The sequence below is a fragment of the Streptomyces sp. DS1-CR2 genome (assembly GCF_055760475.1).
In genome coordinates this window covers 3549416-3576389 of record NZ_CM147085.1, presented here as the reverse complement: position 1 = coordinate 3576389, position 26974 = coordinate 3549416, and the positions used below count along the sequence as shown (strand labels likewise).

The 26974-nt window shown below is 68.4% G+C and carries 20 protein-coding genes; 7 read left to right on the top strand and 13 right to left on the bottom strand.

The genetic code is table 11. The annotated features are described in order from the left end of the window. Positions 1-12 precede the first annotated feature (12 nt). From drmB to ACY0PA_RS17400, 5 genes are all read right to left on the bottom strand, one after another. On the bottom strand, positions 13-1878 hold the full coding sequence (gene drmB / locus ACY0PA_RS17420; protein WP_473085486.1) for a DrmB family protein: 1866 nt from the start codon (positions 1876-1878) through the stop codon (positions 13-15). Beyond that, positions 1875-5129 carry a helicase-related protein gene (locus tag ACY0PA_RS17415; protein WP_473085485.1) on the bottom strand — a complete coding sequence of 1085 codons (3255 nt, stop codon included), beginning with the start codon at positions 5127-5129 and terminating at the stop codon, positions 1875-1877. Before ACY0PA_RS17415 ends, drmB begins: the two co-directional genes overlap by 4 nt. Continuing rightward, on the bottom strand, positions 5126-7030 hold the full coding sequence (locus ACY0PA_RS17410; RefSeq protein ID WP_473085484.1) for a UvrD-helicase domain-containing protein: 1905 nt from the start codon (positions 7028-7030) through the stop codon (positions 5126-5128). Before ACY0PA_RS17410 ends, ACY0PA_RS17415 begins: the two co-directional genes overlap by 4 nt. After that, positions 7027-11790 (bottom strand): sacsin N-terminal ATP-binding-like domain-containing protein, encoded by a 4764-nt coding sequence (locus ACY0PA_RS17405; RefSeq protein ID WP_473085483.1) that lies wholly within the window; start codon positions 11788-11790, stop codon positions 7027-7029. Before ACY0PA_RS17405 ends, ACY0PA_RS17410 begins: the two co-directional genes overlap by 4 nt. Positions 11791-11991: 201 nt before the next feature. Further along, positions 11992-12198, bottom strand: coding sequence for a hypothetical protein (locus ACY0PA_RS17400; RefSeq protein ID WP_473085482.1), 207 nt, complete (start codon positions 12196-12198; stop codon positions 11992-11994). A gap of 551 nt (positions 12199-12749) precedes the next feature. On the opposite strand from ACY0PA_RS17400, the gene ACY0PA_RS17395 reads away from it, so the two are divergent. From ACY0PA_RS17395 to ACY0PA_RS17385, 3 genes are read left to right on the top strand one after another with little or no spacing between them, the layout of a single operon-like run. Further along, on the top strand, positions 12750-14900 hold the full coding sequence (locus ACY0PA_RS17395) for a helix-turn-helix transcriptional regulator (RefSeq protein WP_473085481.1): 2151 nt from the start codon (positions 12750-12752) through the stop codon (positions 14898-14900). Beyond that, a complete protein-coding gene (locus tag ACY0PA_RS17390; RefSeq protein WP_473085480.1) occupies positions 14897-15889 on the top strand; it encodes a hypothetical protein in 993 nt (330 codons plus the stop codon). Before ACY0PA_RS17395 ends, ACY0PA_RS17390 begins: the two co-directional genes overlap by 4 nt. Continuing rightward, the gene (locus ACY0PA_RS17385) at positions 15886-16773 is read left to right on the top strand and encodes a DUF6339 family protein (protein WP_473085479.1); all 888 of its coding nucleotides are present in this window, start codon (positions 15886-15888) and stop codon (positions 16771-16773) included. The genes ACY0PA_RS17390 and ACY0PA_RS17385 overlap by 4 nt, the downstream gene beginning before the upstream one ends. Here ACY0PA_RS17385 and ACY0PA_RS17380 read toward each other — a convergent pair. From ACY0PA_RS17380 to ACY0PA_RS17355, 6 genes are all read right to left on the bottom strand, one after another. Continuing rightward, entirely contained in the window at positions 16739-18112 is a 1374-nt protein-coding gene (locus ACY0PA_RS17380; protein WP_473085478.1) for a DNA cytosine methyltransferase, read from the bottom strand. The genes ACY0PA_RS17385 and ACY0PA_RS17380 overlap by 35 nt on opposite strands. Positions 18113-18123: 11 nt before the next feature. Beyond that, positions 18124-19119 carry a DNA cytosine methyltransferase gene (locus tag ACY0PA_RS17375; protein WP_473085477.1) on the bottom strand — a complete coding sequence of 332 codons (996 nt, stop codon included), beginning with the start codon at positions 19117-19119 and terminating at the stop codon, positions 18124-18126. Beyond that, the gene (locus tag ACY0PA_RS17370) at positions 19107-19559 is read right to left on the bottom strand and encodes a very short patch repair endonuclease (RefSeq protein WP_473085476.1); all 453 of its coding nucleotides are present in this window, start codon (positions 19557-19559) and stop codon (positions 19107-19109) included. The genes ACY0PA_RS17375 and ACY0PA_RS17370 overlap by 13 nt, the downstream gene beginning before the upstream one ends. Positions 19560-19574: 15 nt before the next feature. Then, positions 19575-19772 carry a hypothetical protein gene (locus ACY0PA_RS17365; RefSeq protein WP_473085475.1) on the bottom strand — a complete coding sequence of 66 codons (198 nt, stop codon included), beginning with the start codon at positions 19770-19772 and terminating at the stop codon, positions 19575-19577. 522 nt (positions 19773-20294) lie between these two features. Beyond that, complete coding sequence (locus tag ACY0PA_RS17360) at positions 20295-21341, bottom strand: hypothetical protein (RefSeq protein WP_473085474.1); 1047 nt, start codon at positions 21339-21341, stop codon at positions 20295-20297. A gap of 40 nt (positions 21342-21381) precedes the next feature. After that, complete coding sequence (locus ACY0PA_RS17355) at positions 21382-21831, bottom strand: DUF3592 domain-containing protein (RefSeq protein WP_473085473.1); 450 nt, start codon at positions 21829-21831, stop codon at positions 21382-21384. A gap of 208 nt (positions 21832-22039) precedes the next feature. Between ACY0PA_RS17355 and ACY0PA_RS17350 the strand changes: the two genes are divergently transcribed. From ACY0PA_RS17350 to ACY0PA_RS17335, 4 genes are all read left to right on the top strand, one after another. Further along, positions 22040-22846 (top strand): class E sortase, encoded by an 807-nt coding sequence (locus tag ACY0PA_RS17350; protein WP_473086346.1) that lies wholly within the window; start codon positions 22040-22042, stop codon positions 22844-22846. Between the two features lie 157 nt (positions 22847-23003). Then, positions 23004-23315, top strand: coding sequence for a DUF6412 domain-containing protein (locus ACY0PA_RS17345; RefSeq protein WP_473085472.1), 312 nt, complete (start codon positions 23004-23006; stop codon positions 23313-23315). 158 nt (positions 23316-23473) lie between these two features. Further along, entirely contained in the window at positions 23474-24268 is a 795-nt protein-coding gene (locus ACY0PA_RS17340) for a YidC/Oxa1 family membrane protein insertase (RefSeq protein WP_473085471.1), read from the top strand. A 139-nt stretch (positions 24269-24407) separates the two neighbouring features. Next, positions 24408-25265 carry a fumarylacetoacetate hydrolase family protein gene (locus ACY0PA_RS17335; RefSeq protein WP_473085470.1) on the top strand — a complete coding sequence of 286 codons (858 nt, stop codon included), beginning with the start codon at positions 24408-24410 and terminating at the stop codon, positions 25263-25265. 117 nt (positions 25266-25382) lie between these two features. Here ACY0PA_RS17335 and ACY0PA_RS17330 read toward each other — a convergent pair whose 3' ends face one another. Both ACY0PA_RS17330 and ACY0PA_RS17325 read right to left on the bottom strand, forming a co-directional pair. Then, entirely contained in the window at positions 25383-25847 is a 465-nt protein-coding gene (locus ACY0PA_RS17330) for a heme-degrading domain-containing protein (protein ID WP_473085469.1), read from the bottom strand. After that, entirely contained in the window at positions 25844-26962 is a 1119-nt protein-coding gene (locus ACY0PA_RS17325; RefSeq protein ID WP_473085468.1) for a Gfo/Idh/MocA family oxidoreductase, read from the bottom strand. The genes ACY0PA_RS17330 and ACY0PA_RS17325 overlap by 4 nt, the downstream gene beginning before the upstream one ends. Between the last annotated feature and the right edge of the window lie 12 nt (positions 26963-26974).

Below are 26974 nucleotides of genomic sequence, written 5' to 3'. Positions count from 1 at the left end.
CCTGTGGCTGCCTCAGCCCTGTAGGAGACCCGAGAAGAACCCTATGGACGGGTCGTCCGGGGTGCCCACCAGGAGCGCACGGTCGAGCAAGCAGTTGTTGTGCTCGCAGCTGGTCTCCGGGAGCATCACGCAGGCGTGACACGCGGCCAGGTTGGTGCTGCCGGTTCCCGACGCCTCCGACTCAACACACAGGGGATCGGAGGAGCACCACTCGGCTCGGTGGACGGCCGAACGGATCGACCGGTCGAGACCGTCCGGTTCGCCTTGGGCGACAAGACCTCCGAGACTGCCCGCGGAGTCGCTCGTCGCCGTGTAGACGAGCACCCCGGCCATGTCGTCGGCGGCGTAGAGACGCTCGCGCAGGGAAGCAGCCGGATAACCAGCCTCCAGGCTCCACTCGTTTATGAGAACGTGCGCCAGAGTATGCAACAGCACCATGCGCGGTGTGGCAGGCGAAGGGACGACCCGGGCAGGGTCGTCCGCCCGCTGTTCCAGCACCCGTTGGTGAGCGGTGCGCATCCGCTCGATCCGAGCCGCCACCGCCGCGGCCTTCTCCCAGACGTCGAGTCGGTCCTTGTCCAGTCGGAGGAAGACTCCCTCACCCCGCACCTGCATGGCAGGGAGCCAACGCAAGGGAGAATCGGAGAGTGGCATTTCCTTCGATTCGGTCGTCGAGTCGGGGTCCGCGAGTCGGGTGAAGGCCTTGAGGGCGCGTACCTCACGGAGCTTCTTGACCAGCATCGGACCGGTGACGCCGATCGGACCGAGGACGCTCTGGTCGCCCAGCGGGGTCTCGCAGACGAACTGTTCGTCGTGAGAGTGCTCGCGCTCGTCGTTGCCCGCGCTGAGACGCTCGTACTCCTTGTTGCGCAAGGCGCGGTAACGGTGATCGAAGGTGGGGACGGCCTCACCATCGGGATCCTCTTCGCGCTCCGCGTCGAGCAATGCCATCACCTCGTCGAGAGGTACAGGACACGCTCCCTTGAAGACACCTTTGAGGTAGATCTCGACGTGCTCGCGCTCGTCGTACTGGCGGAGGGCGTCCCAGTGTTCGGCGAGGGGATCCGCGCGACCGTCACTCCACGGAGGGATGGAGAGCGCCGACTTCAGCACCGGCTGCCACACGGCCGAGGAACCACGCTGGAGCGTACGTAGAGGAAGTCCGCACTCCTGTGCGGGGGCGGACGTGCCAAGCCAAGGGCGAGTGCCTCGGCACTTGAGGCCGAGGTCCTTGAGTGCGTTCCTGCGGAACGAGCCCTCCATCGAGACCTCGGGAGCGCGTCCACAGGTGCAGGAGACGAGGATCGAGCGGAGCGAGGAGGTGCGCCCCGACGAACGCATCCTGAGCTTTCCGCCGCACTGTCCCGAAGAGGTCGCACCGCGTTCGGCAGAGCGGTGCACCCACTGCCAGTACGGGAACTCGTCGAGGTGTCCGGCTTCGCAGGCGACGACGAAACGTGAGGGGACGAGCTCGACCTCGCAGACGCCGCAGATGCTTCGACCCGCGGGCGGGTTGAAGTCGCGGTGCCGCTGCAGTTCGTTGCACTCCAGGCACGAGTGCATCAGGGGGAAGCGTCGGACCCGGAGGCCGTCCTTGCTGGTGTCGTCGGACGCGGGCGGCATGCGGAAATAGTCGACACCGAGGACGCGGGCCAGGCGACGCTCGTGGACCCGCGGAGACTCGTCGGTGTTCCAGGTCTCCTCGGCGCGGTCCAGACCCGAGACCACGAAGGACTCGTGGTCGACGGCGATGAGCGATCCGACACCGTACGTGGTGATCGCCTGGGCACGGCGGACCGTGCCGCGGCGCGGGAGGTTGTGTGCGGGTGCGGCTCCCGTTGCGCCGGCCCGGCGACGGCGGGCGGGGGGCGGGGTCATCGGGTTCCCTCCATGAACAGTGCGGACTCGGCGTCGACGTCCCGCAGGCTCCAGAGCGTGGACCACGCCTCGGAATCCTCGGCCTCGTCGTCGTACGCCTTCAGGAGCGAGGGGACTCGACTGCCCCGGCGAGGTTCGAAGAGGAGGCCGCCGTGGATGTCGGCCTCTTCGCACCACCACTCGACGAACTCGTCGAAGGCGAGCGACACGGCTTCGGTCTCCTCCGGGGTGACCGCCCGGACGCGGTCCAGGAGTACGGACTTCACAGGGCCACGGAGGATGGGTTCGTAGGACTCGACCTCGCCGGCTCCTTCATTGGGTCGGGCGGCGGGAATCAGGATGCGGGCGAGGGCGACGATCACCGCGTGCAGGCCTCGTTCGCGGGCGCGGGCGGAGAACGGCGTGACGGAGGTGGACTCGACCTCACGGTAGAGGGCCGAATGGTAGTGCTGGAAACTCTCGTAGTGGGAACGGTCACGGGATCGGGTCGAGTTGAGCATCACCGCGACCAGCCCGGGATGGGCGCGACCGACGCGGCTCGTGGCTTGGATGTACTCGGCGGTCGTCTGAGGCTGGCCCATCACGGCCATGAGGCCGAGGCGGTCCACGTCCACGCCCACCGCGATCATGTTGGTGGCGAGCAGGACATCCACGGTGTCCTCGTCGGGCAGCCTTTTCTCGATGCCCTTGAGGCGGGTGGGGATCTCACTGGCGTCGATCCGGCTGGTCAGCTCGGAGTAGTTGGAGACCGACCGCACCGTCACGCCTTCACGCTCGGCGAGCAGCTCGAGATAGGCCACCACGTCGTCGTGGACCTGGAGTTCGGCCGCCGAGAGGAGCCGCAAGCTGTTGAAGTATCCGACGAGACTCCAGTACGCGTCGCGCACCTCGTCCTGGGTCTCCGCCTGCTTGGCGCGGTGCAGAAGAGTGGCGTACGTGCGGATCAATAGGGTGGACTGGCTGGTACCTGGGGCCAGGAGACCGATATAGCGGCGGCTCGCCTTCTCCTCGCGCGGTGTCTCCACGGCGAACCACGAGTCACGGGCATCCAGTCCGGCCGGCGGGAACTGCCTCACTTCGCGGGCGAAGAGGTGTCGACCCTGGTCGGCAGCGCGACGGATGGTCGCCGTGGAGGCGATCACCTTGGGCCGGTCGGCCAGGGCGTCCACGGCGGTCTCGTAGAGGCCTGTGAGGGTCCCCAAAGGGCCTGAGATCAAGTGGAGTTCGTCCTGGACGATCAGCTCCGGCGGAGGGGTGGCGTCGTCCGGGTCATTCCGGTTGAAGAGTGCGGAGGTCGCCGGACGCCATGGCATCGAGGCGAACTTGTCGACGGTGGCGATCACCAGCGTAGGCCGGGCGTCGTACACCGCCTCGTCGATCAGATGGACGGGCAGGCCGTCGGCGAAGTCGCAGCCCGCACCGGTACAGCGGACGTGCATCCGCTTGGCGTCCTCGTCCACCTCGTAGTTCCGGGCGTCGAGACGGGTCCCGCACCAGGGGCAGCCGTGCAGTTGGACGGGGTTCTCGGTGGCCAGCCGCTTGTCGAGGTTCGCACGCAGTTCATCGAGCTTCTTGTCGGCCTCGACCAGCATGTTGGGGGTGGCCGAGCGTCCCACCCACATACCGACGGAGAACTCCTCATGACCCAACTCGGGTGTGCGGCGACGCATGTTCTCCATGGCGCAGAGCAGTACCGCCGCGCGCTCGAACTGTTGCAGGGTGAGCAGACGCAGCGTGTAGCGCATGAGAACGGTGACACCTCCGCCGTTCGTACCCTGGCGAAGACGACGGAGGAACGACGTGAGGGCGATCAGTCCGAGATAGGCCTCCGTCTTGCCACCACCAGTGGGGAACCACAGCAGATCGGAGACCTGCCGGTCGCGGTGCTCGGGGCCGTCGATGCCGGCCAGACAGAGCAGCATGAACGCGATCTGGAAGGGACGCCAGCGGCCTGCGGACGGATCGGGGGAGCCGTGGCGCCCGCCCTTCACCCAGACGCTGCGGGCACGCTGGTCGGCCATGACACGGTTGGCGAGCCGGAACGCCCGCATCAGATCAGGCTTGATCCGCAGCAGGGCGATGCCCTCACGGATTCTGCAGAGTGCCTCGCGGCACGCCTCGACCTGATCCCGGGCGGGTTTTCCGTGGGCCTCACCGGTCAGGGCCTCCGCCTCGGAAGCCTTGCGGTCGATCCAGCGCTCGTAGCCCGTCACGAGCTCTTCCAGAGCGGCCAGGACCTCGCCGTCGGGCTTTTCCGCCAGCCCCAACATGGAGAGCGCTGAGCTGTCGATCTCCGGGTTGGAGTCCGTGAGCAGCACCTCCACGGTGGGTACGAATTCGCTCCGTACCTCGGCGACGGCGGCCCGGACGGTGTCGGTCATACCGATCGGCGGCGGGGTCCAGTCCCATTCCGCGGAGCAGCCGTGGCCGACGGCGAACGTCGGGGCGTGGCGGTGCAGCAGCCGACTCGTGGCGATCTCCGGATCGTGGGCGGCGGACGGGGCTGCGCGCTCGACGAACGCGGTGGAGCCGTCGAGAGCCCGCACCGTGAGACCGCATTGGAACAAGGAGTACGCGTCCTGGAGATCCCGCTCGCCGACCTTCTGGGTGTTGATCAGCGTGATCGTGACCGTGACCGTCCCGGTATTGGGGTCGGGGCGTCGGGCGATGACGTGCAGTGCGGCTTCCGGGGTGAGGGGGATCGGTTCGCCCGGAGCCGGCTCGGTCACGACGACGGACTGATCCGGGAGGTCGAGCTCCCTACGTCGCCACCGCTCCCGCTGGTCGGCAGTGGTGCGGGCCTCGGCGCGGCGGGCCGGGATCAGCGTGCCGTCCGCGTCCGTGGGCTCGTAGACGGCTGCGCGTGCAGAGACCACGATCGTGTCGTTTATGGCCGGGTCGATCGCGAAGGTCAACCCCATCGAGGAAGGGCGCCGGTCCATCGCGGCGCCGACTTCCTGTGCGGTGCCGGACTCCTCGACGTCGTCGTGGGCGAGCCGCGGGGCGACGTCCAGGCCGTCCAGTTCGGCGTGATCCTCAGCCTTCCGCTGTTGTGCGGCCCTGTCGGCTGCTCGCGGATACAGGACGCCCGTCAGGTAGCGATCGATCGGTGCGTCCTGCTCAAGCACCTCGTCCCTGTCGCCCGGCTCGGCATCCTGCGCGGGGCCGAGGAGTTCACGGCGGAGCCCCACCAGGAGTTCCTCGTCCCGGACCCGGTAGTGCTCGGAGTGTCGGCCTGCCACGTACGTCATGCGCGCTGCTCCTCGTTGTCGTCGGCTCGTCGGTACCGACCGATGCCGGTGATCCGGGGCGCGATCCACACACCCCGATCACCGAGACCCGCGTTGGCGCCCGCCGCGGGGCTGCCCGTGACGGTCTCCAAGGTGTCCACCCGTATTCCGTGGATCTCGTCGGGCCACCAGGGATCCCACGTCCGATTCACCTTCTGCACCCGGAACAACTCCTCGCGGAACTGCTCCGAGGCCTCACCGATCTGCCGCCCGTCGTGGATCAGCGCGTAGGGCGGGCTCTGGTACTCGCCCATCGGCAGGTCATGCCGTTTCCGCCACACCACTTCCTGTCCGGGGCCGACATGGTTCAGGAGATACGCCTGGGTCGCCACGGCATCGGTGTCGTGAGCGGGAGGGTTGTCCCGACTGACATCACTCGCCTCGACGACGATCCCGAACCGGTCGTAGGACCGCCACCCACCCACGTACCGGCGACCGTTCTTCCTGCCACCCGCTCTCCTGAGGAGAGGAAGCTCGGGAGACTCCGCGTGGTAAAGATCCCGGCGGGCGCGCGTCATCGCCACATAGAGGGCTCGTGCCTCGGCAGGAAGGTCCAACACGTCCTTGTACTGCTTGCCGAGCTCGACGACGGTCGGCGGGTTCAGGACGATCACCCTGTCGAACTCGAGACCCTTGGCCCGGTGCACCGTGGAAACGACGATCCTGGTGGTCTCCGGGTCGGCCGCCTCGTCGGGGAACCTGCCGTCAGAGACCGAGCGACGCAGCCGCTCCAGATCGATAACGTCGCGTCCGGCCCCGCGTGCTGTGCGGCGCAGCACCGTCCACAGGGCGCCCGCGTTCGGCTCGTACGGCAGGGGGATCTCGTCGAGCAGAGAGCGGAACCGATCCTGGGTGAGGCCTGTCGCCTCCGTGCGGCGCAGCAGCTCGGCAACCCAGTACGGCACCGGCCGGTCTTCGAGCGGGCGCCTCAACCGGTGCTCCACGCCGTGGTGGTGAAGCAGGCCGGAGACCACCAGAGCCTGTCGGTTGTCGCGGGTGAGGATCGCACACGACTCGGAGAGGTCCCGCAGGCCGGCCATGGTGAACTGGTCGGCGAGGGCACCCATCCCGTTCGCTGGTTCCAGCAGCAGATCCCGCAGATCCTCGTAGAGCGTCGCCGCCTCGTCCACGTCGGCGACTCGCTGGAGCCTGGGGCCGTACTCCAGCGCGACCCGGGCCTCGGGAGTGACGGCCCGGAAGCTCTGAGTGAGGTGGAGTTCCACCAGGTCGTCCGGGTACGAGAAGCGCAGCCAGTCGAAGAACCGCCCGGTCTCGTCGGCGCGTTCGGTCAGGTCCTCGATCTGGAAGCCGTAGATGGACTGGGCGGCATCGCCGACGACCGTGAAGCCGCAGCTGTCCTGGTACCGGTCGAGAAGCGCTTCCACCAACTCGCGTCGGCCGCCTAGCAGATCCTGTACCTCGTCGATCACGACGTGAGCCGGCGGAACGGAATCGCCAATCTCGAGCGCCCCTCGCTCGATCGCCTCAGCCGCTGCCGTGATCCGCTCGTCGAAGCCTGTTTTGCTCCATTCGACGTCCGGGCGGGCGTGGAGAAGTACCCCGTACGCCCAGGCGTCGAAGGTCTGGGCGCGCACCCGTAGAGCTCGCTCCCCGTGCCGGGCGATCCGTTCGCGCAACTCGCGTGCGGCGGCACGGGAGAAGGTGAGCACCAGGATCTCGGCAGCCTCCAGAGTCTCGTCGGGGCCCTCATGACCGCACAGCGCGTCGAGGCGGCGCACCAAGGTGTGCGTCTTGCCCGCCCCGGCTCCGGCGGTGACCAGGACGCGCGCGTCCCAAGGCTGCTCGACCACGGTCCGCTGCTCGTCGGTGAGAGGCGGACTGTCGAGGTAGGCGTCGGTCACTTCCTGCTCCAGAGGTGCTCGAACTGGGTGAAGGCCAGCTGGGTGTCGAAGTTGGCGATGTTGTCGCTGACGTTGAGGATCAGGCAAGTGTCCTTGCCGCCGTTGAGCGGACCGCGCAAGCCTCGACCGATCATCTGCTGGTAGACGTTGGTGCTGTACACCGGCCGGGCGACGACCACGGCGCGCGTGGCGGGAGCGTCGAATCCCTGGGTCAGGACACCGTAGTTGGTGAGTACCTGGATGCGCTCGTTGCGGAAGCTCTCGATGCGTGTGCGACGGTCATGCGCACTCGTCGTCGAGTCCACGGCGGCGGAGGGGATTCCCCGGTCGTTGAGCATGGCCGACAGGTACTTGGCATGGTCGACGGAGGTGGCGAACAGCAGCGTCGGCCAGCCGCTGGGCAGTGCGGCCACCGAATCGACGATGCGTCGGCTGCGCGCGTGGTCGTCGGCGAGCCGCTGTTCGGCGGCGCGTGAGAGCATCGCCATCCGCTCGGCCTGTACCTTCTCGTCACGGGTCAGCTCGATCCGACCACCTTCCAGAGTGCGGTGCTCGACCTGTGCGAGCATCCCCCAATTCTGGAGATCGCGATACGGGTCGCCGGACGGGAAGACGCCTTCGTCGAGCCGTCGGTTGCCGAAGCGGTTGACCAGGCGGCGAGTCTCGTCCTCGTTGGTGTTGCGGAACGGGGTGGCGGTCAGGCCTAGCAGGTGCCGGCCGGTCTCGTACTGGGTGAGCCCCAAAAGGCTCAAGATCTCGGTGTACCTCTTGGAGATGGCGGTGTGGGCCTCGTCCACGATCACCAGGGCAGCCTGCTTCAGCCATGCGTACTGCTCGGTGCCCAGGCAGCGCTCCAGCTTGGCGTCGGTGGCGACCACCAGGTGAGGGTGATCGACGACGTTTCCGACCTCGTTGCTGCTCCAGAGACGGCTGATGGTCAGCGGCCTCTCCGCGCCGACCTTGCTCCAGACGAACTTCCAGCTTTGAACGGCCTGTTCGCACAATTCCTCGGTCTGTGCGATCCATAGCAGTGGTCCCCTCAGGTCCGCCACGCGCTTGACCCAGCGGATCACGGCCTCGGAAGTGATGCGGGTCTTGCCCGCTCCGGTCGGCAGCGACAGCATGCCGCGCTGAGGTGCGAGGCGGTCGAGCATGGTGGTGATGTTGCGGACCAGGTCCTCTTGGTAGCCGTGGAGGCTCGGGAAGTCCCGGGGACCCTCGACGGTCTCGGACGACGGTGGTGTCGGGGTCCGCGAACCCGCGAACGACACTGGCAGTTTCAGGTCCGAGACGAAGGCGACGGCGGACGAAGAGCCGCTGTAGGACACCGGGGCATCGGGGAACCGTGCCTGGATGTCGCGGGCGTGCTGATGCAGCACACCGTCGCCGTGTGCGTTGAACGCCATCTGCGCGATCCGCCGACCCGACGGCTCGACACCGTCGGTCGCCTGGAGCTCTGCCTCCATGAGTCCCTCGGGGAGGCCACCCCGGAGTGCCTCGGCCCCTATCAGCAGCTCGATCTTGGCGACCACGTCCTCGGTGTCGCGCACAGCCTTCCGCGCTGCCTGCATCGCGCTGTCCCGTGCCATCCGGTCCTGATGCTCGAGCACGGCCCTGCAGCCGGACGGGCCGAGGCCCAGACCGAGTTCGCGGTCGATCAGTCGCAGCATCGGTTCGGGGTCGAGAGGGACGCGGACTTTGACGGTGCCGTCCTGGCGGACGGCGTCCAGGGGAGAGGTGCGTGTGCCGTTGGGGGTGCGCGTGACCTCCTCCAGCTCGGTGCACCGCTGCACCAGGCTGTTCCGATTGGAGCCGTTGAGATTCCGCCGCAGAGCGGGAAACAGCTCGACCAGCGGGACCGGAGCGCCCTCGACGACCTCACGGGTTTCCCGGCTGATCACATCGGCGTAGCGGAGCATGCCCCAGTTCTCCACCATCAGCTCGGCGTCGTCGGAAGTGGGCACGAGCAGCGCCGGAAGCTGCTCGGCACGCAGCGCCCGATACTCGGCGGCACCGACGGCAAGCGTGATCTCGGCATCGGGGCGGGTGCCCCAGGTGTCGCCGATGCGGCAGCGGGTGAGGGAGTCCGCAGGGAAGTCCGCGCCGAACCGAGTGAGCATCACGTAGGTGGCGCCGACGAAGGAGTCGTCCTCGCTACGGGTGACCTCGCCGAGGAGCGCGTCCCAGCGGTCCGCGGGAACTTCGTCGACCGTGGCTGGGAGCCGCAGCTTGCGAGCCTTCTCGGCGGAAATGTCGGCGACCGGGAGGACGTCGCGGTAGGCGGCGAGCTGGGGACCCACCGCCTCCCTCAACGGCTTGATTCCCTGGGATGTGATGACCGCGCCGTGTTTGCGTAGCATCCAGCGGATCGGCGAGACCACGGGCTGCCGGGTGCCGCTCTGCGCACCGATCTGACGGGTCCAGTTGTCCACTACGGCGTCGTCGGGAAGCGCCTTCAGGAATGCGGCGCGGGAGGCCTCGGAGAGCGCGGGAAAGATGTGCAGGGGTCCCCCGATGGCGGCCCCCTCGACCTTCAGCCGGTTCAGCGCAGGGCGAGGGGCGTGACTGTCCAGCTTGCGCAGGTACGCGGAATGGACGGCCTCCCGGTAGGCGTCGAACCAGGCTGTTCCCTCCTTGGGCTGCACTCCCCTGGTGGGGTGTTCGAGCAGGCCGACCTGTGCGAAGAAGGCGACGTCGTCGGAGTGGAAGGCCATGTCGACGGCGATGCTCGGGTCACGTCCGGCGTCGACCACCGGGCCTGGAAGCATGCAGTCCTCGATCGGCCGGAACCGTCCGTCGGCGGTCCGTACGCGCAGCGTCGAGCCGGGCGAGGGGACACGCTCCAGGACCCTGTGCGCCAACCGACGGATCCCGGCCTGGCGGAACAGCTCCCAGAATCGCTCCCACTCGGCACCCCTGTAGCCGTCGAAGCCTTGGTCGAGGACGCTGACGAAGCGTCCCTCGACGTCGGCCTCACGGATTCCGAGGACATTGAGCGCGTGCGCCAGCGACGAGTCCTGGGCGAGCGCGTCGACCACGTACACCAGGGACTCGCGCAGCCCGCCCTGATCGGCGCGACGGAAGACCCGACCGTGCACGGGAGGTACGAGTCCGTGCTCCTCGGTGAGCACGATGTGCGCCTTGCGGGCCTCGTCCGCGTACGGAGAACCACGCTCGATCATGTCGGCGAGGATCCGCATCGCCACGGCCGAGGCCTCGGCAGTACCGCCCACGACCAGGGCCTCCAGCCAGGAGCGGACGTCGGACCGCTCGTGTCCGGCCGCGCCGAGGATGTGCTCGACCTTCCCGGAACGCAGCACGTCCGCCTCGACGCTCGGGTGCAGCCAGTTCGAGGGCCGCCCGGGACAGGCGTTCCACATCCGCAGCCAACCGGCCAGCCTCTTCTGGTCCTTGTCGAGCCGGGGGTGGATACGCAGTTCGGTGGGGACGCGCAGGACGCCGTCCTGGTCCGGCAGGGACGGAAGGGTCGCGGTGCGGGCCCAGATCTCCCGGGTCAGGAACTCGTCCGCCCAACTGATTGCCTCCTTGACCCGTCCGGGAAGTAGACGGAGATAGGCGGCCGGGTCCTCGGCGGGTGCCAGTTCGGGAAGCGAGTCGACGACCAGCGCCGCCGACACCTTGATTATCTCTTGGTTGAAGGGCGAGGAGTCGAGGAGGTTCTGCCGGTCCTCGTTGGTCTTCCATGCACCGTTGAGGATGCCGCTCAACGACATCTCGTACTTGGTCGGGAAGAAGGACCAGAACCTGCCGCGGCCACGGGTCCGCGAGTTGACGTACAGTCCGCTTTCCGCGTCCCTCTCCAGGGCGGGAACACCCCAGGACAGGGCGAGCGACAGCCGGTCGTGGAGTTCGCCGGCGTCTGCCCGTGCCGCCGGACCGGGCTCGTGGGCGGTGGTGAACACCCGCCAGCGCTCAGTGGTGGTGGCCTTTCCCGTCCTTTCCTCGGTCACGGTGTGCAGATCGCCGGAGTGCCGTGTGGTCAGGACCCGGCGAGCCACAGGGCGGGGGCGACGATCCTCCAGGACCACCTTCGCCACGTGTGGTGAGAAGAGTTGGAAGCCCGTAGGGAACTCGTCGCGGGGCTCGCCGTGATCCTTGGCGCGGCCGCCGTGCATGTCTCGCCCCAGCCGCTCGTCCGCTTTCGGGAGCAGAGGGAGGCGGACGACGGTGGTTGCCCAGGTCAGCAGTTCGTGCAGGACGGGGTCGGCGGCGCGCTCGGCCTGTATGTCGAGAGGGCGGGCCATCCGCAGCACGGGGGCGTCGAATTCCTGACCGTACCGAGCGACGACGCCGGCTACTTCCTTGATCTGCTCGTACGACCATGCACGGTCGAATCCGAAACTTCCGGAGCTGCTGAAGAATTCCGGCGCATCGGTCACCACGAGAACCGATTTCACACCGACGCCGAACCTTCCGATCTGTCCTCCACGCTTCTTCGACATGCTCATCCGAAGAATTGTCTCCGCGCCCTCGGAGGTGACCGGACTTCCTTCGTTGGCGCAGTACAGATGCGTTCCCGTGAGGGTTACGTGGACGCGCCCTCCCGGCTCTCCGGCAATCTCGTCGGCCGCGTTCTGGACGAGTTCGAAGAGCTGACGGTCGCCGTATCCGCCTTGGGTGATCCGGCGCTCTCCATTTGCGTGTTCGGCAACGAGGCCCGGGTCCACGGCATAGGTGTGGAGAACTCGAGTGGACTGCTCGAGAACGGTTTCGATCACTGGCTGATTCGAAGGTGACACAGCTCCTGCGCTCCTGGGTCTCAAGGTCTGGCTCTTGGACGAGAACCACCGGCCGGCTGTCAGGAGTGGACAGCCGGCCCCGTTGTTCTCATGGGCGTGCGATGGTTGCTGAGGCCTCAAGGCGAGCGTTCTACGAGGTCTGATACGCCTCAGCCCACGGTGTTAGTGCTGCGCTTGCGGGTGCTGTTTCAGTCAGGAGCGTCAGTCCGAGAGGGTAGACCCGTCCGGCAGCCCTTGAACCTTCTTTGCCAAATCAGGAAATCCTTCGATGAAGTCGTCTTCGGACAGGTCGACCCGTTCGAGGATTTCTGCCACCCTGGCCTTGCTTTCCGCCATCTGTATTTCCAAGTTGAATGCGCTCATCTCGCGGCCTGAGTTCAAGTGCTCGCCGTATTCCTGTCCGTCCATGAAGGTCGACCCCCGTGATGTGATGTAGTTGGAGTTGCACAGGGGTTTGGACACAGGTGTCCCCCGTGAAGTAGGTAGTTCTCGAACTGAGACCCTTCCCCGTCGAAAACGGTAGGGGGTTCGGGTCTCGCGGTGCCAGCTCTTTGGGGAAAACGTTTCTGTGCAGTTTCGAGACGGTCAGGGGTGCGTGCTGGTGCAGGGGTATTTCGATCCCATCTCTGGATTTGGACGCACTTGTGTCCCATGTCGCCCGGCTTTCCCGAAATTCGGGGTTAGCGAGCGAGACGGCTCTTCCGTCGGTACAAAGCTATCGGCAGCCCCAGGATCTGACAACCCCAACTGCCTTCATCGGATGGGGAGTTGATGGTTCCGCTCTCAAGTCGGCGTAAGGGCGTGCGAAATGTAAGAAATAGCTGAAATCGGGCACCAAGTGAAGAGCTGTTGGGTGCGGATGCGATCAACTGTTGGTTGACAGTTGAGTCGGCGTCAAATTAGCCTCCGGGTCTGCCGTAGCGATCCGCTGCGGCTCGGAGGGGAAGAGCAGGTGGCGCGTGGAGACAGGTGAGGAGTTCGGGCCCTGGCTGGCTCGGCAGCTCAAGCTCGCAGGGAAGACCCAGGCCGAGCTGGCCGAGGAGCTCAAGTTGACTCGGGCCGCCGTCTCTGCATGGATCACCGGAAGGTCGACTCCGCGTCCCACCGTCATGTTGGACATCGCCAAAGCCCTAGGCACAGACGTGGGCACGGTGCACACCCGGACCACCGACACCCAGGCCGGCCTTCCGACCACCTGGTATCACCGCCCGGGGTATCCCGACGGTGGCCGTGACCTGGGCAATGCCGCGGCCTTCGCCTTCGACGCCGATGTACAGGTGCTTGCTCGAGAGACCTGTCAGAACAGCCTGGACGAACGCCTCACGGAGAACGGCCGTCCTGTCAAGGTCCGCTATACGTTGCACGAGCTGACGGGTGAGTCGCTCGAGGCCTTCCGCGAGGCGATCCTCTGGAACGACCTCTTCCCCCACTACTCCGCCGTCTCGGAGGGCGCGGGCAGTCAGAAGGTCGGCCGGGTCGTGGACGCCGGGGTGCGCGACATGTACGAGAAGGGTCGTCTGGTCCTGCTGCGGGTCGACGACTACAACGCTTCCGGACTCATCGGCGACGACTACGCGGACGGAAAGTTTGCCGCCGTGGTCAGACGGCAATTGGAGAGTCTCAAGTCGAGCCATGGAGCGGGTGGTTCGTACGGCCTCGGGAAGGCGACGTTGTGGGCCACGAGCGCATTGGGGCTCGTGCTCATCAACTCCACGTTGTCCGTGCCTCACGAGGGGCGTACCGAGCGTCGAATCATCGGCCGTCTCGAACTGCCCTGGCGTGAGGTGGACGGCCGACCGTACGCCGGCCCCGCCTGGTTCGGACGCCCGGACCCTGATTCTCCGGGCGCCCAGGTCGCTCGTTCCTGGTGGGCGGACGAGGAGACCGTGGCACGCCTGCACCTGACCCGGGAGATCGACGAGCCGGGAACCTCCTTCCTGATTGTCGGTGCGCACGACGTGGCCAGCCTCGACGAGAGGTCGTCCGACGTCGACGACGAAGCGCCTGCGAACGACGGCGACGAGGACACGCGCGACATCCGCAGGATGCACCGCCGTCTGGTCGAGGCTCTCGGGCGGGACTTCTGGGCCGCGATGACCGGGGGTGGGAGCAGGCTTCCCCTGCTGGAGGCCTCCGTCCGTTCCCTGCGTAACGGCGATGTGGTCGTGGAGGAGGAGCAGGTGGATCCTTCCGACAAGCAACCCTCGCGAACGCGGGCTCTGCGGGCGCACTACGAGGGCACCACGGTGGACCGGCTCACGGAGGCCGGACACGTCGCGGCGCGAAGTGTTCCGCTGAAGCTGCCGCTGTCCGGAGGGGTCCGCGGAACGTTCGGTGTCCACCAAGCGGTTCTGCTGGTCACTGACGGCTTGGTGGACAAGGACGGGGACAAGAATCAGGTCCACTCGCTGCGCGGCAACCGTATGACGGTCAAAGAGACCGGCGTGCCGAACCTGCCGCTCGGGACCAATCCTTTCCAGGCTGTTCTTCTGGTGGGCGAGGCCGCCGGGGAAGCAGCCCCCTTCGCGAAGGAAGCGGAAGAATTCCTGCGTGCGGCGGAGCCACCCGAGCACGACCGCTGGGGGCAGACGGAGGAGCTCACCCTGCGCTGGTCCCCGTCCGCGTATCGCCGGATCAACATGCTGACCACCGAGGTGAACAGCGCGGTCAAGGAGCTCGTCGCACGACCGAGGCGCAGCGCCGGTGAAGGCGGCGAGGCCCTTCGCAAGGCACTGACCGTGAAGACGAGGCCCAAGCCGAAGGTGCCCTCCGGTCCGGTTGTCCCTGTACTGGACAGGCTCGACGCGACGATCGGTAAGGAGGGGGAGTGGCTGATCACCGCCGAAGTGAGCATCCCGCGCGGCGACGAGGTCACCCCCATGGTGCCGGTCGTTCAGTTGGACGTGCGTTCCGGTGGTCGCCCGAAGCTGATCTGGGCCGAGCTGGTGGCCGTCGAGGGCTGTGAGGTGGAGGACGGAGTCCTGCGCTTCACGCCGGGCGTTCGGCGCGCGAAGTTCCGAGGATCCACAGACGTCACCAGCCACCCGGTCAGGACGACGCTCACCCGTCTCGTCGTCGAACTCCGAGCAGGCAAGGGGGATGACGCGTGAAGATCTATCCGTACAAGCGACTCAACCGTCCGGTCACGCTGAGGGTGAACTCAGCCTCGTTGAGGCTCCCCGACGGCACCCTCGACCCGTTGGAGACCAACGCGTACTCGACCCAGCAACAGGCCGTCGCACTCGGTGTCGCTGGTCACGCCGACTGGGTGAGCGCCACGATCGGTCTGTCGGCAACTCTGCCGCCCGGTGCGAACGCATCGGACGCACCCTGGTCCGACGTGCGGGTCCTGGCTGTGCTGACCGACGGCGAGACCAACATTCGCACCTCGGTGGAGTTGGGGCACGACACCGAGGACGGTCGAGACTGGTCCGGATCCCTGGAGGTCCTCCGCGACGATCACGTGGGGCGGGCCTTCCTCGCCGTGCACGCCGTCGCCACGGTGGACGGAGTGTGCGGCCGGGCCATCGCGGAGACCGACCAGAGCTGGATCATCGACACGGTCTCGGAGGAGCCGACCCGTGGGCTCCAACTGGATGTCCAGAAAGCCTCGTTCAGGAGAAGCTCCCGGGAATGGTTGAACGCGTACGCCGACGCGCCCTGGATCGTGGACACCTCGGCCCGGGTGCCCACCGTCTTCGTGAACACCGATGTGGAGGGCGTCATGGGGCTGCTGGACAGCAGTGGCTCCGGCGTGGACAGCAAGGTGCGAGACCTCGTGGTGGCCCAGATGGCAACCGACGCCTGGACGGCGGTGTTCCACGGCGCTATCGGTGATCTGGAGGTCGAGCCCGGCAGTGGCCCGGTCTTCCCGACCGACTGGCAGGGCGAGGTGTTGCGGGAGATGCTCCCCGATGTGATTCCCGGCGTGCATGTGGAGGAAGCCCTGCGGCAGGTCCATCGTCGCCGCACAGGCGACTCGGGTTGGGTGGAGCTGCAGACCCGCATCCACTACGCGGCGGTCCGCCGTGCCGAAGCCGCCAAGGCGCTGGGCTATGCGATTCGCAGTCTGGAACAGATCAACCGGGGGAACTTGTGATCACCAAGCCGAACCACGTGCCGGATCGCTTGGCGCACCTTCCCACGTCGGCTGTCGATCCCTTTCTCACCGAGGAACTGCTCAGGGGTGAGCAGGTACACGGTGGTATCGACCTCGCCAAAGTGGTCGAGCCGCTTCCCGAGGACGATGCCAGGTGGTCGGCGGAACCGATCCGTGGCTTGGTGGAAGACGCCATGTTCGAGTTCCGGGAGGACCGTACCCGAGCGGACGCCTGGCTCGCGCCACGGCTCCATGCCACTCTGCGCCTTACGCGGCGAGAGGCGGCTGACAAGCGGCTGTGGAACCACCTGGCCCTTGCCGTGGCTCCCGACTATGTCGCGTGGCGCCACCTGTCGGAGCCGACGACCAAGAGGCCGGAACGGCGCATCGCCGTGGAGCGCTTCCGTGGCGTCGCCGATCGCCAGTGCTTCTCCCGTCTGTGGTGGGCGGCTGAACTCTTCAGGGACGGGTCGGACTACGAGCCGGTCGAGGCGGCCTGCGGAAACCAGGACCTCATTCACACCGTTCTCCGGTTGGAGTTGATCGACCACCGGCCCACCGCCCAAGCCCTGGTTCGGCTCCTGCGGAACGAACAGGTCACCACAGGGCGAGGGGTCAATGGCCTCAGCGCCGCAATCAACGCGGCCGGAGCAACCTTGATCTATGACGTCCTGGCACCGGACGAGCCCAGAGACCCGGCCCGTCTGCGGGACTGGATCGCGGAGGCGGGGTCGGCGCCACCCGTGGAGCGGCATGCGCTCCCGAAGGGGCCCGACGAGGAGCCGGCTCCGGAGGAATCCGTGGCCGCGCTCACCGACTACTTCGCCGACCTGCTCAAGACCGCGCCGGTCAGAGGCCGGTCGAGCGCGGAGCGACCTTCTTGACCGAAGCCTTCTTGCGCGGGCGCGAGGAGGGCGGTGGCACCTGGTCCTGCGGACGCGGACACCTGTCGGTGCACGTGTCGGCGGCCCCGCAGCCGTGGCTTCGCAGCTTGGCCCGTTGGTGCTCTGTTGTGGCCTGCCACGGCTTGCTCAGGGTCTTTGTGTCAGGGACCGGAAGACCGAGTGCTGCGCTCAGCAGGTGCATGCCGAACGCGGGCGGCACGGCGTTGCCGACCTGCTGGGCCTGAGCCGTACCGGACCACGGGTAGTCCGGCGGGAAACTCTGCAGCATCCCCGCCTCGTTCATGCTGAATCGAGCACCCTCCTGGACGATGTTCTCGTCGAGGTGCTCGAAGACCACGAAGCGGGAGATGCGACCGGTGACGGTGGCGGCGGGCTGTTGGTCGGTCCGCACCCCGCGGCGCCCCGGGTTTCCGGAGCTGCCGTAGTTCGAGCGGACGAGGAAGGGAGTGGTTCGCCCGGGATGTGTGCCCACGGGGTCGCGGAGGGCCTCACCCATGGACCTCCACGATTGCTTCTCTGCCCCTTCCTGTCCGTCTGCCGCCGGCGCGCTGGTGTCGTCCAGAGTGGGCTGATGGACTTGGCTTTCGGCCGAGGCACTCCTACGAGTCCATCCCTTCGGCTCGTAGGCACGGTGGGTCGGCGAAGGTAGGGAGGGCCGTCCGAGTCCTGCACGCCGAGCGATCAGCACGGCGCGTGACCGCGTCTGAGGCACTCCGTACCGCTCGGTGGCGAGAACGTCGAAGACGACTTCGTACTTGGTGCCATCAGGGAGGCCCTCGCTTGTCAGCACCTCGGCGTATCGCTCCCAGACCGGGGCGACCGTGGGTACCTGCTCGAGAACGATGACGTCGTACGGGCGGTGCGCACGGGTCTGGCTCCTGGTTGCCTGGATGGCGTAGCGAAGAGGCTCCAGGACCAGGGCGGTACGCGGGTCGGTGAGCTTTCTCAGATCCGCGTCGATCGCCTCGTCGGACTCGCCCGCGATCAGCCGGTGGATGTACTTCTTGACCTCCTCCAGAGCTTCACGGCCGGCACCGTGTCCGGCAACAGAGTAGGTCTGGCACGGAGGGCCACCGGCAAGGACATTGATCTCCGGCGGCAGCGTATCGAAGGAGTCACGGCGAACCGCGCTCACATCGGCGTGGATGGTGTCCAGTCCCGCTGCGTATCGGGTCAGGCAGGCGCTCTTCTCCCACTCGATGCCGAGACTCGGGATGTCCAGCTTGTGCCCGGCGACGTCCAGTCCGCCGGGTCCCGCGAAGAGGTCCAGGACAAAGGGCTTGTCGAGGATGGACTTGTGGGGCGCCGTGCTGGTCATGTGGCCGAAGTCTAGCCGGCAACAGGGGATGCCGGATCCCCGTTCAGTGCTTCAGCGACGGCTCGCCCCAGTGCCCGCCCGACGGGCGGCGGCGTTGCATGCCCGACCTGGCGGTACCGGGGTGTCTTGCGTCCAGAGATCTCCCATGACTCAGGGAATCCCTGCAACAGCGCGGCCTGCTCAGATGTGATCTTCACCATGCCGCCCCTGCCCATTTCGGGGTCCCATACAAAGTCCGGGCCGGGGATCTCGTCGCCCAGGGTGTGGCCGTCGACGCCCATGGTCGCCCACTTTCGCTTGGCTCCAGTCGGTCCTAGGTCGGCACCGCCCCGGTTCTTGGAGCCGCCCACCAGTGTCGGAGCCAGCTGGCCGGCCTGAGAGGCCCAGCGGGCGGCGTCCATCCAGCCGCGCGAGGCCATGGACGGCCCCAGAGTGGCCCCGACAGTCGTCGGCTCCTGCACGGAGGGAGTCGGCGGCCGGAATGCCCCGGCGCGGCGCTGTTCGACGGCTACCAGGACGCCTTGCTTGCGGTTCTGCGGAACCCCGAAATCCGCGGCGTTCAGGACGAACCAACTGAACTCGTATCCCAAGTGCACCAGTTCGGCCCGGGCGAAATCACGGAACTGCTGGTACTCGCCCGAGTGCGCGAGCGCGGGAACGTTCTCGATGAGGACCGCCCGAGGCCTGATCGCATGGACGAGATAGATCGTGGCCTCTAACAGCCGCTCTTCCACATGCGAGTCGGCCCGCCCGACCGTCGCACTCGATTTCACTCGTGGCAAGCCCGCTGTCAGGAGGTCGACGTCGTAGCTCTCAGGGTGTTCGGACGGTTCGAAGTCCAGCAAATCGGCGTGAAGCACGTTCCACAGGGGTCGGTTGGTCCGCAGAGTGGTGACGGCGTGCTTGTCGTCGTCCAGCAGCAGTCGCGGCTCGAATCCCGCCTGTTCGAGGCCGAGGGCGAGCCCTCCCGCCCCGGAACACACGTCCACGAAGGTCAGCCCGCCCATTCGTTCCGTCCCCTCGCTTGTTGTGCGCGGCGCCGTTCCACGGCAGCCCCTACCTGTACGGCCACTTCCTCTGGGTCTTCGTGCTCCCAGAATCGCAGAACCGTCCACCCTCCAGCGACCAGATGCTCGGTCGTCTCCCGGTCCCGCGCCATGTTCTTGTCCAGCTTCGCGCGCCACCATCCCGCGTTCGCCTTCGGTTGTGTCGCATGCTGCGGGCAGCCGTGCCAGAAGCAGCCGTCCATGAAGACGGCGACCTTCGCGGGTGGGAAGGCGATGTCGATCGTCCGCCTGGGCATGTCCGGGACTCGCACATTGAGTCGGTAGCGGAGGCCTGAGGCGTGGAGCAGGCGGCGGACCGCGACCTCGGGTGCTGTGTCCCGCCTCGCCTGCCGGCTCATTCTCGCGGAGACGCCGGGCGAGGAGGGTTTGGCGGTGCTCATGGGGTCGTGTGCCTCTTACGGCCGGATGTCCTGGCGATCGATGATCGCGAACTCGCTCCTGCCCGAGTCCCGGGCACGTAAACGCAGCCGGCTCTGGCCCGGCCGTACAGAACCCGCCGGTGGAACCAGGTTAAAGGCCATGACGAAGTGGCGCGGGTCGATCGATCCGTCCGTGCCGAGAGTGGGCGTGGCCTCGACGACCGGGTACAGCACGGCTACTCCGCGTCGCAGACGGCCACGCCGCCGGATGCGTCGGGCGAGGGAGTGGGGCCAGGAGCTGAGGATCCTGGTCCCAGTGCGTCGGCCCGCGGTCTGCCGGGGGGATCACGACCCAGACGTCGATTGGAGGATCGAGGCCACCGGCCTCGACGAGCGACTCCAGGTGTGGCGAGAACCGTGCGGGCTCCGGCCAGGGCAGTTCGCACAGCACCTTGAGCAGGTCGCTGTACCCGATCGTGGAGGCGAGCGCCTCGTACTACTGCCCACGCCGGGAGCCGAGTGTGACGGTCGGCTCGTGAGGCCCTCCAGCACCGACGTCCGCTGATCCGCGTTGTGGCTCAGATCTGCCAATTCCGTCGCGTTACGTGCAGCAAGGGTCGGACATAGCGTGGCGAGGGTCCGAAGAATGGGCGGAAACCCCGTCGGGACTTTCGCTTCCCGCCTCTCCGTCCGTCGTCACGTGAATGTTCAACCCTTGCCATCCAGAGGCCAGTTGACCAGGTTCCGCGTCCCTGGTCAGTACCCCTCCACTCCATGACACTCCCCGTACGCCGACCCCGACCCGCACCAGCACTCCGCCCCCGCCTCCGGCGGCCACGGCACCGCGCGGCCTCGGGCCGCGAGCGTCGTGGCGTACTGCGGTAGCAGCGACGCGTCTGTGGGGGGCGAGGACTCCGACGCCGCGAACGCCTCGTACGACGGGACCGTGCCCGTGACGATGCCCAGGTTCGGAGTGCCCGATGCCGCGAGTTCGCGGAGGGAGGACTCTATGGTCGCCAAGTGCTCCTCGTGGGAGGGGTATTCGGCGGACAGGGACGGGTAGGCCGCTACCAGTTCCGAGAGTTCCGACTCCGTCCAGTGCAGTACCGCCACCGGGAACGGGCGGGACAGTGCCTGCCTGTACGAGCCCAACTCCGCGCGCAGGCGCAGGATTTCGGCCCTCAGCTCCGCCGGGTTGTCCGAGCCGAGCGCCCACGTCCGGTTCGGGTCGTGGAGTTCGTCCAGGGTCACCTCGGACTTGTGGACGCGGTCCGCGAGCGCGTCCCACTCGTCGTGCTCCAGGCCGATCAGGCGGCGTACGCGGTGGCGGCCCAGGAGGAGCGGGTGCGTCTCGTACGGCGGGTTCGTGCGCTCCGCCTCCGGCAGGAGCAGCGTCAGGGCCTCCGTGAAGGACTCGTGCGCCGCTTCCAGTTCGTCGTGCGACTCCAGGGCCTCCGCCACGATCACATACGCGGCCGGGTCCTTCGGGGCCGCCGTCCGGATGCCCGTGATGATCGCGCGAGCCTCGGCCTCGTGGCCGTACTCCCACAGGTTCGCGGCCATCAGGGCCTTCACCAGATGCGGCTGCTCCAGCTCGGACGGCGGTCGGGCAATGAGGCCGTCGTACAGCGAGGCCGCGCTTTGGCGGGCATCCGCCAGTTCGTAGTGCGCCGCGGCCTGGAGGAGCAGCTGCTCGGCGTCCTCCGGATACAGGCCGGCGATGCGCTCCAGGCGCTCGGCTTCGGCGATGTGGTTGGCATGGTCTACAGGCTCGGCGGGCGTAGCAGGCGTGTCGGGGCGCATGGGGGACACCGTACTGCCGACCACCGTCACCGGCGCCAGGTCACCACCGGCTCACGTACCCGTCGCTTTCGTTCAACACGTACGCCATGCGCCCGACCACCAGGGCCAGCGTGCCCGCCCACAGCACCGTCCCCGCCCACAGCCAGGCCACGCACGAGCGGTAGCGGCGGTCGGTGTCCAGGGCTGCGAGACCGGGGTGCGCCGGGTCGACGCGTATGCGTACGCGGCGGCCTTCCGGGAGCGCGTGCGGGCCCACCTCGTCGGGCAGCGCCTGTTCGTGCGCCGTGCCGTCGGCCGCCGTCCAGCTGACCACCGGGTACAGCGCCGCGTACGACGCCTCGTTCGACGCGACATGGCCCGTCACGGCCGCGTCGACCACCGTGCCGGTGCTACGCCGGAGTGTCTCGGTGACGAGTTGCAGAATCTGCGAGACGGCCAGGACGAGGCCCGATATGAACGGGATCAGCGCGAGCAGCCAGAGGGGACCCATGAGGCGCGATCTTACGGGCGGGCCGGTCCGTTCCCTGGTGAGTTACGGAGGCAGGGCCTATCTTGCGGCCGTGCGCGAGCCGAAGCGGGAGCGGGAGCGGAAGCGGGAGCCGGAGTGGCGGCGGGAACGGGAACGGGAGCGTCGGCCGGTCGTCGTGCGGCAGGGGCCGCGCGCGGGACGCCGTGCGCCCGGGCGCCGCTCCTCGGCCCTGCGCCGCTCATCGGCCCCGCGGCGCCCCACGACGACGCGACGCCCCTCGGCCCTGCGCCGCACCCTGTGGACCGGCGCCGAGATCACCGTCACCCTCGGGGTCGTCCTTCTCCTTCTCGTCGTCCATCAGCTGTGGTGGACCAACCGCGAGGCCCGGGCCGGCGCCGAGCGCAAGGTGCGGGCGCTGGAGCGGGAGTGGGCGGCCGCCCCCTCGGACGGGCAGGGCGACAGGGGCCAGGACCGGGCCTCCGATCCGGCCGCTGACGACAGCCCGGCCGGTTCCGGGGCGGGCGGCGACGGCAGCCGGTCCACCCGGCGCACCACTCCCGCCACCGCACCCCCGACACCGCGCTGGGACCAGGCCTACGCCGTCCTCAGCATCCCCCGCCTCGGCCTCACCGTCCCCGTCGCCGAGGGCGTCGGGAAGCAGAACGTCCTCAACAAGGGCTACGTCGGCCACTACCCCGCCACCGCCCAGCCCGGCCGCGCCGGGAACTTCGCGCTCGCCGGGCACCGCAACACCCATGGGGAGCCCTTCCGGTACATCAACCGGCTGCGCAAGGGCGACGAGGTCCAGGTGCGCACGCGCGGCGCCGAGTACACGTACGTCGTCGACAAGACCCTCGCGCAGACCTCCGCCCGCGACGGCGGCGTCATCGCGGGCGTGCCGCGCAGCGCGGTCGTGCGGGGCGCCGGGTACAGCGAGCCGGGGTACTACATCACGCTCACCACCTGCACGCCCGAGTACACGTCCAAGTACCGGCTCGCGGTGTGGGGGAAGCTGCGGTCGATGCGGCCCCGGTGAGTGAGTGGATGCGGCCCCGATGAGCGAGTGGATGTGGCCCCGGTGAGCGAGGGGCCGAGAAGCCGCCCCTTCATCCGGTCCGGGCCCATCCTGTATAACGGGCAGAACGCCACAACACGTGGAGGGGACCGAGCAGCGGGAAGGAGGGACGCCGGACATGACGCGCACCTGGGGCACGGCCCTGCGGCCCGCCGCCCTGTTGCTGTTCCTCCTCGTCGAGACCGTTCTCGTCGACACCGGCAGCCTCACCGCCGCCGTCGCGCTCGCCGCGACCGCCGCCGCGGGCTCCGCACTCGCCGTCTGCTCCCTGCTCGCCGCGCGCAGCGCCCCCGCCGTGCCCCGCACCCGGGTCCGCACCACGATGCGCGACCGCGAGCAGCGCACCGCGTTCCTGCCGCAGCGCGATCCCGACGCCCGCGGGCGCAGCCGCCCCCGAGCACCCGGCCGTCTCCTCCTGACGGCCGCGTAGGGGATCTGCTCCACGGACTTGCTCCACGGAGTCGCTCCACGGACTTGCTCCACGGACTTGCTCCACCCGCAGTCCCCCTACGGGCCGTCACGCCGATCGGCCGCCCTTCCCGGCGGTCTTCCGATTCCGGCACGACGGGACCCCCGGAGGGCTCACCCATGTCGACGTTCATGTCTGTCTTCGCCACCCTGGTCGAGCACATCGCCGACCTGCTCGACCCGCTCTTCCATGCCTCGGCGACCGCGGCGGCGATCGTCCTCTTCACCGCGTTCGTACGCCTTCTCGTGCACCCCCTGTCCAGGGCCTCGGCCCGCGGGCAGCGCCAGCGCGCCAAGCTCCAGCCGCGCATCGCCGAACTGCGCAAGAAGCACAAGAAGAGCCCCGAGAAACTCCAGAAAGCGATCATGGAGCTGCACAAGGAGGAGAAGGTCTCGCCGCTGTCCGGCTGCCTGCCGAGCCTCTTCCAGCTGCCCGCCTTCTTCCTGCTCTACCACCTGTTCTCGAACGGCAGCATCGGCGGCGAGCCCAACGCCCTGCTCGGCCACACCCTCGGCGCCGCGCCGCTCGGCGGGCGCTTCAAGGACGCGCTCGCGGACGGCGGGCTCTTCGGCGCTCAGGGCGTCGTCTATCTGGTCCTGTTCGCGATCGTCGCGGCGGTGGCGAGCTTCAACTACGCCCGTACGAAGCGTCAGATGGCGGCCCAGCCGATGCTGCCGGCCGCCGCGGACGGGCCGCAGGCGCCGGGCGCGGGCGCGATGGCCTCGATGACGAAGATCATGCCGCTGATGTCGTTCATGACGCTGTTCACGGTGGGCTTCGTGCCGCTCGCGGCCGCCCTGTACGTGGTCACGAGCACGACGTGGAGCGCCGTCGAGCGGGCCGTTCTCTACCGCGACATGCCCTCTGCCGCGGCGCTTGCCACTGCCGCGGTGGGGGTCCCCCCTGCTCTCTAAAAGGAGCGCTTCAAGAGCTTGGGGGAAGTCCAGTCCGTGAACGAGGTATTGCGGACTGGACGAGGACCTTGGACGATCGACCAGTCCTCCGATGGCTGCACCCGTCGCGAGGCCCCTCCTCGATCAAGGAGTCTCAACCATGAAGCTGCTGCGAGTCGGTACCGCGGGGGCGGAGCGCCCGGCCCTGCTCGATGCCGAAGGTGTCCTGCGTGACCTGGGCGGAGTCGTCCCCGACATCGATGGGGAACTGCTCGCCGACGACGCGGCGCTGGGGCGCGTAAGGGCCGCCGCCGAGTCCGGCGAGCTGCCCGTGCTCGACGCGGACGGCCTGCGGGTCGGCCCGCCGGTCGCGCGGATCGGCAAGGTCGTGTGCATCGGCCTGAACTACCACGACCACGCCGCCGAGACCGGCGCCGAGCCGCCGTCGGAGCCCGTCGTCTTCTTCAAGGCGGCGGACACGGTCGTCGGCCCCGAGGACACCGTGCTCGTACCGCGCACGTCCGTGAAGACGGACTGGGAGGTCGAGCTGGCGATCGTCATCGGGCGCACGGCGCGCTACCTGGAGTCGCACGAGGAGGCCCTGGCGCACATCGCCGGATACGCGGTGGCGCACGACGTCTCCGAGCGCGCGTTCCAGATCGAGCGCGGCGGCACGTGGGACAAGGGCAAGAACTGCGAGACGTTCAACCCGCTGGGCCCCTGGCTCGTGACGGCGGACGAGGTCCCGGACCCGCAGGCGCTCGGCCTGAAACTGTGGGTCAACGGCGAGCTGAAGCAGAACGGCTCCACGGCCGACCAGATCTTCCCGGTCGCCGAAGTGGTCCGGTACGTCAGTCAGTTCATGACCCTGTACCCGGGCGACGTGATCAACACGGGGACTCCGGCGGGCGTGGCGATGGGGCAGCCCGAGCCGAAGCCGTACCTGCGGGCCGGGGACGTGGTGGAGCTGGAGATCGAGGGTCTGGGGCGCCAGCGCCAGGAACTCAAGGACGCGTAAGCGCTCCGCTGGGTCAGGTGGGGAACTGCGGGGGCCATCGGGTGGCGGTCGTTTGTCGGCCGCGGTCCGTTGTGGCTGAGCGCGCAGTTCCCCGCGCCCCTTTCAGGGGCGCTTCCCTCACCCGGCGACGAAGAGGTCCAGGGCCTTGACCACCAGTGCGTGGTCCTCCAGCTGGGGGAGGCCGGAGACCACCACCGCTCCGATGACTCCCGCGCCCTCGACGGCGAGCGGGAACGCGCCGCCATGTGCCGCGTACGCGTCCGGGTCGAGCCTGGACGAGTCCTCGAACGTCGTGCCCTTCGCCCGGAAACGGGTTCCGACCAGCAGCGACGAGCAGGCGTAGCGCTCGACGACGCGGCGCTTGCGGGCGATCCAGGCGTCGTTGTCCGGGGTCGAGCCCGGGAGCGCCGCGTGGAAGAGCTGCTGGCCGCCGCGCGTGATGTCGATCGCCACCGGCGCCTTGCGCTCCCTGGCCAGCTCGACGAGCAGCGAGCCCAGCTCCCAGGCGTCCTCGTAAGTGAACTTGGGCAGGATCAGGCGGCGCTCCTGCTCCTCGATCTCCTCGGCCGTCGGCGCGCTCACAGGGCCACCGTCACACCGTTGCGGGCCGAGCGGCGGGCCGCCTCCAGGACATCGAGCGCGGCCGCGGCCTGCTCGGCGGTGACCGGGTTCTCGCCGGTGCCGCGCAGGGCGGCGGCGACGGCCGCGTAGTACGCGGGGTAGGCGCCGGGGAGCGTCTCGACGGGGCGTCCGCCGCCGGTCAGCGGGGACTCGCCGGAACCGATCCGGCCCCACATCGACTCGGGCTCCACGCCCCAGGGCTCGCCGGCCGCCGGGATCGTGCCCTCGCGCAGCACCGCCTCCTGCGGGTCGAGGCCGTACTTCACATAGCCGGCCTGCGAGCCGAGGACGCGGAAGCGCGGGCCGAGCTGGGCCGCGGTCGCGGAGACGTACAGATGGGAGCGGACGCCGCTCGCGTGCGTGATCGCGATGAAGGTGTCGTCGTCGGCCGCCGCGCCCGCGCGCCGCACATCGGACTCCGCGTAGACCGAGACGGCCGGGCCGAACAGGACCAGGGCCTGGTCGACGACATGGCTGCCGAGATCGTAGAGGAGACCTCCGATCTCTTCCGGATCGCCGGACTCGCGCCAGCCGCCCTTGGGCTGCGGCCGCCAGCGCTCGAAGCGCGACTCGAAACGCCATACATCGCCGAGGCTGCCGAGCTCGCCGTCCGCGATCAGACTCCGCAGCGTCAGGAAGTCGTTGTCCCAGCGGCGGTTCTGGAAGACCGAGAGCAGCAGGCCGCGCTCCTCGGCGAGAGCCGCGAGCTCGCGCGCCTCGGCCGCGGTGCCGGCGATCGGCTTGTCGACGACGACCGGGAGGCCCGCCTTGAGGGCGGCCGTCGCGATCGGTACATGCGTCTTGTTCGGGGAGGCGATGACGATCAGGTCGAGCTCGCCGGCCAGGGGCCACAGCTCGTCGGGCGTGGCCACGAAGCGGATGCCGTCACCGAAGGAGGCGCGGGCCTGCGCCTGCCGTTCCGGATTCGAGGTGACGACCGTGTCGAGTACGAGGCCGTCGGTCGCGGCGATCAGCGGGGCGTGGAAGACGGAGCCCGCCAGGCCGTAGCCGACGAGACCGACGCGGAGGGGGGAGCCGGTGGCCCCAGCCGTACCTGATGTCATGCCTTCAGTCATGCATCCACTTAA

Bases quoted from the DNA above. Each gene is read 5' to 3' on its own strand.
- drmB (WP_473085486.1), bottom strand. From the start codon at position 1,878: ATGACCCCGCCCCCCGCCCGCCGTCGCCGGGCCGGCGCAACGGGAGCC.
- ACY0PA_RS17415 (WP_473085485.1), bottom strand. From the start codon at position 5,129: ATGACGTACGTGGCAGGCCGACACTCCGAGCACTACCGGGTCCGGGAC.
- ACY0PA_RS17400 (WP_473085482.1), bottom strand. From the start codon at position 12,198: ATGGACGGACAGGAATACGGCGAGCACTTGAACTCAGGCCGCGAGATG.
- ACY0PA_RS17380 (WP_473085478.1), bottom strand. From the start codon at position 18,112: ATGACCAGCACGGCGCCCCACAAGTCCATCCTCGACAAGCCCTTTGTC.
- ACY0PA_RS17375 (WP_473085477.1), bottom strand. From the start codon at position 19,119: ATGGGCGGGCTGACCTTCGTGGACGTGTGTTCCGGGGCGGGAGGGCTC.
- ACY0PA_RS17370 (WP_473085476.1), bottom strand. From the start codon at position 19,559: ATGAGCACCGCCAAACCCTCCTCGCCCGGCGTCTCCGCGAGAATGAGC.
- ACY0PA_RS17360 (WP_473085474.1), bottom strand. From the start codon at position 21,341: ATGCGCCCCGACACGCCTGCTACGCCCGCCGAGCCTGTAGACCATGCC.
- ACY0PA_RS17355 (WP_473085473.1), bottom strand. From the start codon at position 21,831: ATGGGTCCCCTCTGGCTGCTCGCGCTGATCCCGTTCATATCGGGCCTC.
- ACY0PA_RS17345 (WP_473085472.1), top strand. From the start codon at position 23,004: ATGACGCGCACCTGGGGCACGGCCCTGCGGCCCGCCGCCCTGTTGCTG.
- ACY0PA_RS17340 (WP_473085471.1), top strand. From the start codon at position 23,474: ATGTCGACGTTCATGTCTGTCTTCGCCACCCTGGTCGAGCACATCGCC.
- ACY0PA_RS17335 (WP_473085470.1), top strand. From the start codon at position 24,408: ATGAAGCTGCTGCGAGTCGGTACCGCGGGGGCGGAGCGCCCGGCCCTG.
- ACY0PA_RS17325 (WP_473085468.1), bottom strand. From the start codon at position 26,962: ATGACTGAAGGCATGACATCAGGTACGGCTGGGGCCACCGGCTCCCCC.